Genomic DNA, 12390 nt, shown 5'->3' on the forward strand with positions numbered 1-12390 from the left:
CGGTCGCGCGGCTCGGCGGTCCGGTCATGGGGCGGGGCGGTCCGTCCGCGGGGCTCGCGGGAGCGCGGGAGCGCTGGATCCGTACGGGCGGCATCGAGCTGTGCGTCGCCGAGCTGGGCGAGACGGGCCGGCCGACCGTGCTGCTCGTGCACGGCTACCCGGACTCCAAGGAGGTCTGGTCGGAGGTCGCGACCCGGCTCGCCGAGAACTTCCACGTCGTGCTGTACGACATCCGGGGCCACGGCCGCTCCACGGCGCCGGCCCCGCTGCGCGGCGGCTTCACCCTGGAGAAGCTGACGGACGACTTCCTCGCGGTCGCCGACGCCGTCAGCCCCGACCGTCCGGTCCACCTCGTCGGCCACGACTGGGGATCGGTGCAGTCCTGGGAGTTCGTCACCGTCCCGCGCACCGAGGGCCGCATCGCCTCCTTCACCTCGATGTCGGGGCCTTCCCTCGACCACTTCGGGCACTGGATCAAGCAGCGGATGGCCCGGCCCACCCCGCGCCGGGTCGGCCAGCTCCTCGGCCAGGGAGCCAAGTCCTGGTACGTGTACATGCTGCACACGCCCGTGCTGCCGGAGCTCGCCTGGCGGGGACCGCTGGGCAAGCGCTGGCCGAAGATCCTGGAGCGGATGGAGAAGGTCCCGGCCGGCGACTACCCGACGCCCTCGCTGCCCAGTGACGCGGCGCACGGCGCCTGGCTCTACCGGGACAACGTCCGCGCCCGACTCGGCAGGCCGCGCCCCGACGCGTACGCGCACGCGCCCGTGCAGCTGATCACTCCGACCGGTGACTCCTTCCTCTCCGAGCGGCTCTACGACGACCTGGGCAGCTGGGTGCCGGACCTGACCCGGCGCACGCTGCCCGCGAAGCACTGGGTGCCGCGCACCCGGCCGGAACAGCTGTCCGCGTGGATCGGCGAGTTCGTCCGGGCCAACGAGGAACCGGCGACGAGGGCGCCGAAGCCGGTCGCGGCCGCGGCGGCGAAGAGCGGGGTGAAGCCGGAGTACGCGGAACGGTTCGGCGGTCAGCTGGTCCTGGTGACCGGGGCGGCCAGCGGTATCGGGCGCGCCACCGCCTTCGCGTTCGCGGAGGCCGGCGCCCGGGTCGTGGCCGTCGACCGGGACGCCGAAGGCGCGGTCCGCACGGCCGAGATGGCCCGGCTGATCGGCGCCCCGGAGGCCTGGGGCGAGACCGTGGACGTCGCCGACGAGCAGGCGATGGAGAAGCTGGCCGCCAAGGTCGCGAGCGAGTACGGAATCGTCGACGTCCTCGTCAACAACGCGGGGATCGGGCTCACCGGCTCCTTCTTCGACACGACGAGCGAGGAGTGGAAGCGGGTCCTCGACGTCAATCTGTGGGGCGTGATCCACGGATGCCGGGTCTTCGGCGCGCAGATGACCGCGCGTGGCGAGGGCGGCCACATCGTGAACACCGCGTCCGCCGCGGCGTTCCAGCCCTCCCGGGCCCTGCCCGCGTACAGCACCTCGAAGGCGGCGGTGCTGATGCTCAGCGAGTGCCTGCGCGCCGAACTGGCCGACCAGGGCATCGGGGTCTCGGCGATCTGCCCCGGCATCGTCAACACCAACATCACGGCGACCGCGCGGTTCGCCGGGGTGACCGACGAGGCGGAGGAGAAGCGGCGCCAGAAGAAGGCGTCCCGGCTGTACGGCCTGCGGAACTTCCCGCCGGAGAAGGTCGCGGACGCGATCCTGGGGGCCGTCCTCCATGACCGCGCGGTCGTCCCGGTGACCCCGGAGGCCAAGGGCGCGCACTTCCTGTCGCGGCTGAGCCCGGGAACCCTGCGGGCCTTCGCGCGGTGGCAGCCGCCGGCGTAGGCGGGAACGAGCCGCCGCCCGCGCGGGGCGAGCCGGGTCCGTCCGCGCGGGGGACGAACCGGGTCCGCCCGCGCGGGAGCGGACCCGGACGGCGGTCGTACGATCCCTTCCAGGCAGGGGCCCCGCGGGCTGCGGGGTGGAGCGAGCGGTCGGTGGGAGCGGGTTTGTCCGAGCAGTCAGCACAGCCGGAGTACCGGATCGAGGATCTCGCCCATCACAGCGGCGCCACGGTCCGGACGATCCGCGCCTATCAGGACCGGGGGCTGCTGCCCCGCCCGGAGCGGCGGGGCAGGTCGAACGTGTACGGGGACGCGCACCTCGCGCGGCTCCGGCAGATCGCCGACCTCCTCGACCGCGGCTACACCCTGGCCTCGATCAAGGAACTTCTGGAGGCCTGGGACACCGGCAGGGGGCTCGGCGGGGTGCTCGGTCTGGTCGCGGAGGTCCACGGGCCGTGGACGGACGAGCAGGCGGACCGGATCTCCCGCGCGGAACTGGACGCCCGATTCGGCGGCACACCGGACGAGGCCGCGATTCTGGAGGCCGTCGAGCTCGGCGTACTGGAGCCGCTCCCCGACCGGGAGACGGAGGAGTACCTCGTCCCGAGCCCCCAGGAACTCGCGGTGGCCGTCGAGTTGTACGCGGCGGGCGTGCCACTCTCCGCAATCACCGGACACCTGAGGGAACTTCGGGAGCAGGTGGAGCACATCGCCTCCCGCTTCCTGGAGTTCACGACCGAGCATGTCTTCGCGCGCTATCTGGAGCACCGACCGCCGACGGACGCGGACGCGACCGAGGCGGCGACGATGGTGCGACGGCTCCGGCCGCTCGCCCAGCAGACGGTGGATGCCGAACTGGCGCGGGCCATGCGCCTGTTGGCGGCCCGCCATCTCCAGCTCCATCTGTCGCCCGACATGCCGCAGATGAGGGACGACGAGCCGCGCGCCGTTGCCCTACCGGGCGGGACGGTGAGGGCCGTTCAGGGGCTGGTGGGTCCGGAGGGGGTCGCGGCCTTCGTCACCGCTGCCACGGAACGAGAGGTCCACAAAAGGACATTGGACGCTCTCACCTCAAGTCACCCAATTGGTGATGAAGTTACCCAATCCCCCTGAAAACAAAGACGCGTTGTCCACAGAATCGCCAACTAGCCTGTGGATAAGCCTCTTTGGCTGTGGATCAAACATTCCATCCTCGACCATTCAAAATCGATGGCCGGGCGATCCGAGCTCCGTCATCCTGACGGAATGACCAGACAAGGACCGCCGGACGAGCGCCGCACGGTGAAAGTCTCCAAGTACCTCTCCAAGCACCTGCGCCACCAGCCGGAGCGCATCGGCCTCGTCCTCGACGCCCACGGCTGGACCGAGATCGACACTCTGCTCCAGGCCACCGCGCGGAACGGCTTCCCGATCACCCGCGCGGAGCTCGACCACGTCGTGGAGTCCAACGACAAGAAGCGGTTCGCGATCGAGGGCACCCGCATCCGCGCCAGCCAGGGCCACACCGTCGAGGTGGACCTGGACCTGCCGCCCGCCGAACCGCCCGCGTACCTCTACCACGGTACGGTCGCGGCCCGGCTTCCCGCGATCCGGGCGGAGGGACTGCGCCCCATGGCCCGCCACCATGTGCACCTCTCCCGCGACCGGGAGACCGCGACCCGGGTCGGCGCACGGCGCGGACGGCCCGTCGTGATCAGCGTGGACGCGGGCGCCATGCACCGGGCCGAGCACGTCTTCCACGTGAGCGCCAACGGGGTCTGGCTGGCGAGCACCGTCCCGCCGGAATTCCTCCGCTTTCCCGAGTGACAGGTTTCCCCGGCCGACGACCTCCCGACCGGCGCCGTCCCGACGGGGACCGGTGCCGTCCCGACGGGCGCCTTCCCGACGGGCGCCTTCCCGACTGAGGCATGATCGTTCCCATGGCTCACCCGCACCTGCCCAGTACAGAAGCAGCCGTCACCGCGATCCGCGAGTTCGCCCAGGAGTTCAACCTGGAGATGACGGTGACCGACGACATCGGCGCGGACCAGACGTCCCGGCGCACCTCGTCCGGCGCGTTCGCCGTCCTCGACGTGGACGGCTCGCTGCCTCACGAGGCCTACGTCGAGCTCGGCGGCTCCCCCTCGGTCACGGTCCAGATCTACCCCGAGGACGACGCCAGGATCATCGTGGACGGCATCGAGTTCGCGGACGTCCCCCGCGACGCCGTCCCCGCCTTCCTCCGCTCGGTCCACGGCGGTCTGGCCCACGTGAAGGGACGATTCTTCCCTCCTGGCTGGTGGCTGATCGTCCCGCTGCCCGGCGACGAGACGTACAAGGAGCTCGTCCCCAACGCCTCACTCACGTCCTGGATGAACAGCCGGGTCCGCTGACCCCACCGCGTTCGCCCGAAGCAGCTCCCCCACCCGCGCGTATCGTGGCGTCATGCGCTTGAGCACGGTGATCCTCCCCATCCACCGATGGAGCGAGGGGCAGAAGACCTGGCGGCGGGCCGAGGAACTCGGGTTCCACGCCGCGTACACCTACGACCACCTGTCCTGGCGGACCTTCCGGGACGGCCCGTGGTTCGGGGCCCTTCCCACCCTCACCGCGGCGGCGACGGCCACCGAGCGGATCCGGCTCGGCACGCTCGTGACCTCGCCGAACTTCCGGCACCCGGTGACGCTCGCCAAGGAGCTGATGGCTCTCGACGACATCTCCGGCGGGCGGATCACGCTCGGCATCGGTGCCGGCGGCAACGGTTTCGACGCCACCGCGCTCGGCCAGGAGCCGTGGACTCCGAAGGAGCGGGCGGATCGGTTCGGCGAGTTCGTGGGGCTGCTCGACCGGCTGCTCACGGAGGAGTCCGTGACGGAGACGGGCACGTTCTACTCGGCGAACGAGGCGCGGAACATCCCCGGCTGCGTCCAGCGCCCGCGGCTGCCGTTCGCGGTGGCGGCGACCGGGCCGCGCGGGCTGAGGCTCGCCGCGCGGTACGGGCAGGCCTGGGTGACGACCGGTGACCCGAAGATCTTCGAGGAGGGCACGCCGGAGCAGTCGGTGGCGGCGCTGCGCGGCCAGATCGAAAAGCTCGGCAAGGCCTGCGCGGAGACCGGCCGTGACGTGGCCGAGCTCGACAAGATCCTCCTGACCGGCTTCACCCCGGACCGGAGCCGGCCGTTGGAGTCCCTGGACGCCTTCGTCGACTTCGCCGGACGCCACCGCGAACTCGGTTTCACGGAGATCGTGATCCACTGGCCGATCCCGGACTCGGACTTCGCCGCCGACCAGGCGGTCTTCGAACGGATCGCCACGGAGGCACTGGACCGGCTCGGCTGACCCGACGGGGCCTGCCTGGCCCGTCGGGCCTGCCGGAGACCCGGTCAAGGTCCGGTGGCCACCCGCTCGGTGGATCAGACGATCCGCCGGGCGTGCCCCCGCCACAGGGCGAGCAGGACAGGGGAGCCCACCGGCTCCGGTCCCGCCGGACAGACGTCGAAGTGACTGATTCGGCAGGTGTCGGACGGCACGGCGGACCCCAGATTCACCGCCGTTCCGTCCCCCGCGACGCGCCAGCGGCTGCCCGCGGGGACGGTGGCGGCTCTCAGCTCTCCGGGCTCGATCATGATCCAGCGGCCCCGCACCGTACGGTGCCACGCGGCGCGCGCCCCGCACCGACCGCAGGCCGAGGCCCCCGGTCTCCCGGCGTCCGGCACGGAACCGAAGGACCGGGCCTCGGGTATGAGACCGCCGGGCGAGAGGCCACCCGGGCCGCCGCCCCCGCCGATGCCTCTGCCGCCGCTGCCCGTACCACCGCCGATCCCACCGCCGCTGCCCCGCGCCGCGAACGACGCGGCGTCGACCAGACCCGCCAGGACGTCGCCCACCAGCACCGGGTCCCGCGTGGGGTGGGCCGCTCCCGCGCCCTCGCACCGCGCGCAGAGGGACATGCCGAGGCTCGGGACCCACGTCCCGTACGGCACACCGCAGGAATCGCACTCGTCGCTTCGCCGGCCCGAGCCCATGCCCCGCCCCCTTGAGACGCCGTCAGCTCTCAGAGATCTTCCCCGTCATCCGGAAAACGAACGGACGTTTACGGCCACGTCGGGGCGTACACACCGGCCTCGGGAGCCCCACGCCTACCCGATCCGAGCACTCCGCCCCCTCGATCCGTCCTCGATCCGTCACTCATATGTGCGGCTCCCCGCACGCCCGTGCGCTCGGTGCGGAACAATGGTGCGGTGACCTCTCCCCGTTCCCCGCACTCGTCCGCCCCGGCCCGGCTGATCGCCACCGACCTCGACGGCACGCTGCTGCGCGACGACAAGTCCGTCTCCGAGCGCACGGTCGCCGCCCTCGCCGCGGCCGAGCAGGCCGGGATCGAGGTCTTCTTCGTCACCGGCCGCCCGGCCCGCTGGATGGATGTCGTCAGCGAGCACGTCCACGGCCACGGCCTGGCGATCTGCGCCAACGGCGCCGCCGTCGTCGACCTCCACGCGGGCGGCACCTTCCTCGAGGTGCGGCCGCTGGAGCGGCCGGTCGCCCTCGCCGTCGTACGGGCCCTGCGCGCCGCCGCGCCCGGGACGTCCTTCGCGGTCGAGCTGACCACCGGCATCCACTACGAGCCTCAGTACCCGCCGTTCTTCCTCGACCCCGGCGCGACGGTCGCCACCGCCGAGAAGCTCCTCTTCGAGGAGACGCCCGGCGCCGCGGCCCCGGTGCTGAAGCTGCTCGCCCAGCACCCCGAGCTCGACCCCGACGCATTCCTGGCGGTGGCCAGGGAGACCGCCGGCGACCGGGCCTCGTTCACACGGTCCAGCCCCACCGCCCTCATCGAGATCAGCGCACTCGGCGTCTCCAAGGCGTCCACCCTGGCCCGGTGCTGCGCCGAGCGCGGCATCACGGCCGAGGAGGTCGTCGCCTTCGGCGACATGCCCAACGACATCGAGATGCTGAGCTGGGCGGGCCGCGGGTACGCGATGGGCAACGCCCACCCCGAGGTGATCGCCGCCGCCTCCGGCCGTACGGTCGGCAACAACGAGGACGGGGTGGCCGTCGTCATCGAACAGCTGGTGACCGAGGCACTGGCCGCCGCCGGGAACGGGCCGGCGCAGGGCTGAGGGGCGCCCGCTCCAACGGGGCCCCGCAGGGCTGAGGGGCGCCCGTTACAGCGGGGCCTCCCACACCACCGTCGTACCCCCGCCGTCCTCCCCGAGGCCCGGCCCGCACCAGCTCGCGCCGCCCAGCGACTCGGCCCGCCGCGCCAGGTTGCGCAGGCCGCTGCGACGCCCGCCCGCCGGGATGCCGATGCCGTCGTCCGCGACCTCCAGCCGTACTCCCGCGGAGCCGTCGGGGAGGGTGACGCCGGCGTCGACGACCACCTCGATCCGGGTCGCCTCCGCGTGCCGGAAGGCATTGGACAGCGCCTCGCGCAGGGCCGCGATGAGGTTCTTGCCGGTGAGGTCGCCGACCGTCGCGTCGATCGCGCCGAGGAAGCGGTGCGCGGGCTTGAAGCCGAGCGGCACGGCCGCCATGTTGATCTCCCGCAGAACGCGGGTCCGCAGCCCCGACGGAGCCTCCGCGGGCCCCTGCTGGAGCGCGAAGATCGCCGTACGGATCTCCTGGATGGTGACGTCCAGCTCGTCCACGGCCTTGCCGACGCCCTCGCGTACGGCCGGAACGATCGACCTGCGCTGGGCGCTCTCCAGCATCATGCCGGTGGCGAAGAGGCGTTGGATGACGAGATCGTGCAGGTCACGGGCGATCCGGTCACGGTCCTCGTAGACGGCGAGGCGCTCCCGGTCGCGCTGGGCGTCGGCCATCATCAGGGCGAGGGCCGCCTGGGAGGCGAACTGGGTGGCGAGCGTCCGCTCCATCTCGGTGAACTGGCGGGCGCCCCGCACCCGGGGAGTGGCGAGCGCGCCGAGCACCCGCCCGCCGCTCTGCAGCGGCAGCATCATGCTCGGCCCGTACGGGGAGGTCAGCCGGCTGATCATGCGCGGGTCCGTCGAGGCGTCCGCCACGAAGACCGCCTCGCCGTCGAGAAGCCGCTCCACCACGGCGCTCTCGGGCGGGATCACCACACCCAGCGACTTGGTGGGCCGGGGCGAGGAGACGGCGACGATCTCCAGACCGCCCTCCTCGGCGGGCAGCAGCACGATCCCCGCGTCCGCGTCGGCGAGGCGTCTGGCCTGCTCGGCGACGACCGTGAGTGCGTCGTCCGCGTCGCCGCCGGAGAGCAGGGCGGTGGTGACGGCGACGGAGCCGTCGATCCACCGTTCCCGCTGGCGGGCCGCCTCGTACAGGCGGGCGTTGCCGATGGCGATGCCTGCCTCGGTGGCGAGCACCCGGACCATGTGCACGTCGTAGTCGTTGAACTCGCCCCCGCCGTGCTTCTCCGCGAGGTACAGATTTCCGAAGATCTCGCCCTGGACCCGGATGGGGACGCCGAGGAAGGTCCGCATCGGCGGATGCCCCGGCGGGAAGCCCGCCGCGCGCGGATCGGTGGAGAGGTCGGCGAGGCGGATCGTCTGGGGGTCCTGGATGAGCGCGCCGAGCAGCCCCGCGTGGCCGTCGGGGCGACGGCCGATCCGGGCGGCCGTCTCGTCGTCGACGCCGAAGGTGACGAAGTCGGACAGGCCCTTGCCCTCGTCGTCGACGACACCGATCGCGGCATAGCGGGCGTCGGCGAGTTCGGCGGCGGTCTCGCAGATGCGGTCGAGGGTGGAGTGGAGTTCGAGCCCGGTGCCGACCGAGCGCATGGCTTCCAGGAGCTGCGGCACGCGGGCGGTGAGCTCCGTGGACAGCCCCTGGAGGCTGCGGGTGGCCTGGGTGGCGGCTTCCAGGGGGTCCGGGACGTCGGACTCTGCGGCGGTCATGAGCTTGAGACTAGTAAGTCCTATTTGGCGAGAAAAGTCGGCTGCTCTCCGGTGTGCGGGGCCGCGGTGGTTCCGGTCGTCGCCCCCGTGCCCGATCCCGCGCCCGTACCCTCTCCCGCGCTGGTGGCCGCTCCCGCGCCGACGACGAGCAGATCGGTCTCCCGCTCCTGCTCCAGCATCCGGCGCAGAGGCCCGTCGGCCTCGGCCAGCTCGGCGTACGGGCCGCGCTGCACGGTGCGGCCCTCGTCCAGGACCAGGACCTCGTCGACCGCGTCGAGTCCGTGCAGCCGGTGGGTGATGAGGACGGTCGTACGGCCTTCGGTGGCCCGGAGCAGATCGTCGGTGAGCGCGTCGGCGGTGGCCAGGTCCAGGTGTTCGGCCGGCTCGTCGAGGACGAGTACGGGGAAGTCGGCGAGCAGGGCGCGGGCGAGGGCCAAGCGCTGCCGCTGACCTCCGGAGAGCCGGGACCCGTGCTCGCCCACGAGCGTGTCGAGCCCTTCCGGGAGTCCGTCGACCCAGTCGAGCAGCCGGGCCCTGCGCAGCGCCTCGCGGAGCTCCTCGTCGCCGGCGCCGGTGCGCGCGAGCCGCAGGTTCTCCCGGACGGAACTGTCGAACAGGTGCGCGTCCTGGGCGCACAGGCCGACGAACCGCCGGACGGCGTCTCCGTCGAGCTCCCATGCGGGCACCCCGCCGAGCCGGTACATGCCGTGCTCGACGTCCAGGAACCGCAGCATCACCTGGGCGAGCGTGGTCTTGCCCGAACCGGAGGCGCCGACGACGGCGACCCGGCGTCCGGCCTCCAGAGTGAGCCGGAAGTCGGCGAGCGCGTCCCGGTCCTGCCCGGCGTGCCGGGCGGAGAGCCCGGACAGCTCCAGCGGGAACGGGCTCGCCGGGGGAGTCTCGGCCCGGTCCGGCTCGTGTACGGGCACGGGGGCGTCGAGCACCTCGAAGACCCGCTCGGCGCTGTGCTTGACGCGCTGCCGGTACTGGACGGCGAGGGGGAGTCCGGTGACGGCCTCGAAGGCGGCGAGCGGCGTGAGGACGACCACGGCGAGGGCCACTCCTTCGAGCCGCCCGTCCCGGACGGCCTGGACGCCGACGACCGCGGCGGCGACGACCGTCAGGCCGCAGACCAGGGCGGAGAGGCCGGCACCGAGCGCGGCGGCCGCGGCCTGCCGGGAGGCGATACCGGTGAGCGCCCGGTCGGCGTCCCTGGTCCGCTCGATCCGGCCCCGCAGCGCACCGGCCACCGTCAGTTCGGCGCAGCCGCGCAGCAGGTCGGCCACGGCGGTGGCCAGGGCGCCGCGCGCGGGGGCGAGCCGCCGTTCGGCCCGGCGGGCGAGCGCACCGGAGACGGCCGGTACGGCCACACCCGCGACGAGCAGGCCCACGGCGAGGACGGCACCGGCCTCGGGCAGCAGCCAGGCGGTGAATCCGGCGGAGGCGACGCCCACGACGAGCGCGGCGCTCGCGGGGAGCAGCCAGCGCAGCCAGTAGTCCTGGAGCGCGTCGACGTCCTGGACGAGCCGGGCGAGCAGGTCTCCCCGGCGGGTGCGGCGCAGCCCGGCCGGGGCGATCCTCTCCAGCCGCCGGTAGACGGAGACCCGGAGCTCGGCGAGCATCCGGAGCACGGCGTCGTGGGAGACGAGGCGCTCGGCGTAGCGGAAGACGGCCCGCCCGATGCCGAAGGCGCGCGTGGCGGTGACGGCCACCATCAGGTAGAGCACGGGCGGCTGTTCGGAGGCGCGGGAGATGAGCCAGCCGGAGACGGCCATGAGCCCGACGGCGGAGCCGAGCGCGAGGCTGCCGAGCAGCAGCGCGAGCGCCATTCGCCCCTTCAGTACTCCGGCCATCTCCCGGACCCGCGTCAGCAGCGGCCCGCCGGGCGCGGGCGTCCGCTCCGCGCCGGAGTCTCCGGGTTCCGTTGTCGGCACGCGCTCCGCGCCGCCCTCCGCCGGGCCGGTAGGGGGCTCCTGTTCCGCCCGGGGCGGAACCGTGGGGCGCACTCCGGCTCCCGGACCGGTGACCTCGGCCTCGGCCCCGATCCGCACCACCCGGTCCGCCACCGCCAACAGAGCCGGCCGATGCGCCACCAGAAGCACCGTCCGTCCGACCGCGAGCCGGCGAACCGCGTCGACCACACCCGCCTCGGTCTCACCGTCGAGCGCCGCCGTCGGCTCGTCGAGCAGCAGCAGCGGCCGGTCCGCGAGGAACCCCCGGGCGAGCGCGAGCCGCTGCCGCTGTCCTGCCGAGAGGCCGGCACCGTCCTCGCCGAGCGGGGTGTTCAGCCCCTGGGGCAGCCCCGCGACGAATCCGTCCGCCCCCGCGTCCCGCAGTGCCGCACGTACCGCCTCGTCGGAGGCGTCCGGGCGGGCGAGGCGGACGTTCTCGGCGATCGTCCCCGCGAAGAGGTACGGCCGCTGCGGCACCCAGGCGATCCGTGAGCGCCACGCCTCCAGGTCGAGCGAGGAGAGTTCCTCGCCGCCGACGCGGACGGAACCGCCCTCCTCCGGCACCGCGAAACCGAGGACGACATCGAGCAGCGTCGACTTCCCGGCCCCGCTCGGCCCGACCAGGGCCACCGTCTCGCCCGGTTCGACCGTCAGCGTCGTCGCGTCGAGCGAGGGCTCCGCCCGCCCCGCGTGCCGCACCGTCACCCCTTCGAGCTCCAGGCGTACGGAGTCCGGGGCCGCGCCCGTTCCCCCGTCCCGTACCGGCTCCTCCAGGACGTCGAAGATCTCCTCCGCCGCCGCGAGCCCCTCGGCCGCCGCGTGGAACTGGGCGCCCACCTGCCGCAGCGGGAGATACGCCTCGGGCGCCAGGATCAGGATGACGAGTCCGGTGTACAGATCGAGTTCGCCGTGGACGAGCCGCATGCCGATCGTCACGGCGACCAGCGCCACCGACAGCGTCGCGAGGAGTTCCAGGGCGAAGGAGGAGAGGAAGGCGATCCGCAGCGTGCGCATCGTCGCCTGTCGGTACTCCGAGGTGATCGCTCGGATCGACTCGGCCTGGGCCTTCGCCCGACCGAAGATCTTGAGGGTGGGCAGTCCGGCCACGACGTCCAGGAAGTGACCGGAGAGCCGGGAGAGCAGTTTCCACTGCCGGTCCATACGGGCCTGGGTGTACCAGCCGATGAGGATCATGAAGACCGGGATGAGCGGCAGGGTGACGACGATGATCGCCGCCGAGACCCAGTCCTCGGTGACGATCCGCGCCAGAACGGCCACCGGCACGACCACCGCGAGACCGAGTTGGGGCAGATAGCGGGCGAAGTAGTCGTCGAGGGCGTCCACGCCTCGCGTGGCGAGGGCGATCAGCGAGCCGGCCTTCTGGCCGCTCAGCCAGCCCGGCCCGAGCGCGGCCGCCCGCAGGAGAAGACGGCCGCGGAGTTCGGACTTGACCGCCGCGCTCGCCCGGTGGGCGGCGAGCTCGGTCAGCCAGGAGACCAGCGCCCGCGCCGCCGCGACTCCCACGAGCAGCAGCAGGGCGGTGGTCAGGTCGGAAACCGACTGGCCCTTCTGGAAGGACCCCACCACGATCTCGGCGATGAGCATCGCCTGGGCGATGACCAGCGCCGCCCCGACGAGGCCGAGTACGACCACCGCGATCAGGAAGACACGGGTGGCCCGGGCGTACCGGAGCAGGCGCGGATCGATCGGTTTCACGTGAAACATGCTCCCTGGGAAGGGCCGG

Annotated in this window: 9 protein-coding genes; 6 read left to right on the forward strand and 3 right to left on the reverse strand. The window is 72.9% G+C overall.

All coding sequences use genetic code 11. The features are described 5' to 3' along the window. The first annotated feature begins 26 nt into the window (after positions 1-26). From IE311_RS22835 to IE311_RS22855, 5 genes are all read left to right on the forward strand, one after another. The gene (locus IE311_RS22835; protein WP_189833720.1) at positions 27-1838 is read left to right on the forward strand and encodes an SDR family oxidoreductase; all 1812 of its coding nucleotides are present in this window, start codon (positions 27-29) and stop codon (positions 1836-1838) included. Positions 1839-2002: 164 nt separating this feature from the next. Then, the gene (locus IE311_RS22840; protein ID WP_189833648.1) at positions 2003-2950 is read left to right on the forward strand and encodes a MerR family transcriptional regulator; all 948 of its coding nucleotides are present in this window, start codon (positions 2003-2005) and stop codon (positions 2948-2950) included. A 132-nt stretch (positions 2951-3082) separates the two neighbouring features. Next, entirely contained in the window at positions 3083-3643 is a 561-nt protein-coding gene (locus tag IE311_RS22845) for an RNA 2'-phosphotransferase (RefSeq protein ID WP_189833649.1), read from the forward strand. 113 nt (positions 3644-3756) lie between these two features. Further along, positions 3757-4209 (forward strand): hypothetical protein, encoded by a 453-nt coding sequence (locus tag IE311_RS22850; RefSeq protein WP_189833650.1) that lies wholly within the window; start codon positions 3757-3759, stop codon positions 4207-4209. 52 nt (positions 4210-4261) lie between these two features. Continuing rightward, positions 4262-5155, forward strand: a complete 894-nt coding sequence (locus tag IE311_RS22855; RefSeq protein ID WP_189833651.1) for an LLM class flavin-dependent oxidoreductase — start codon at positions 4262-4264, stop codon at positions 5153-5155. A 74-nt stretch (positions 5156-5229) separates the two neighbouring features. Here the strand turns inward: IE311_RS22855 and IE311_RS22860 are convergent, their stop codons facing one another. Continuing rightward, positions 5230-5766: a DUF6083 domain-containing protein gene (locus tag IE311_RS22860; protein WP_189833652.1), complete on the reverse strand. Its 537-nt coding sequence runs from the start codon at positions 5764-5766 to the stop codon at positions 5230-5232. Between the two features lie 291 nt (positions 5767-6057). Between IE311_RS22860 and IE311_RS22865 the strand changes: the two genes are divergently transcribed. Next, positions 6058-6936 carry a Cof-type HAD-IIB family hydrolase gene (locus IE311_RS22865; protein WP_189833653.1) on the forward strand — a complete coding sequence of 293 codons (879 nt, stop codon included), beginning with the start codon at positions 6058-6060 and terminating at the stop codon, positions 6934-6936. Between the two features lie 45 nt (positions 6937-6981). On the opposite strand, the gene IE311_RS22870 is transcribed toward IE311_RS22865, so the two are convergent. Together IE311_RS22870 and cydD are read right to left on the reverse strand one after the other, a co-directional pair. Next, positions 6982-8694 (reverse strand): GAF domain-containing sensor histidine kinase, encoded by a 1713-nt coding sequence (locus IE311_RS22870; protein ID WP_189833654.1) that lies wholly within the window; start codon positions 8692-8694, stop codon positions 6982-6984. A gap of 20 nt (positions 8695-8714) precedes the next feature. After that, positions 8715-12362 carry a thiol reductant ABC exporter subunit CydD gene (gene cydD, locus IE311_RS22875; protein ID WP_229902091.1) on the reverse strand — a complete coding sequence of 1216 codons (3648 nt, stop codon included), beginning with the start codon at positions 12360-12362 and terminating at the stop codon, positions 8715-8717. Between the last annotated feature and the right edge of the window lie 28 nt (positions 12363-12390).

Source organism: Streptomyces zaomyceticus, assembly GCF_014656215.1.
Taxonomy (GTDB): Bacteria; Actinomycetota; Actinomycetes; order Streptomycetales; family Streptomycetaceae; genus Streptomyces; species Streptomyces zaomyceticus.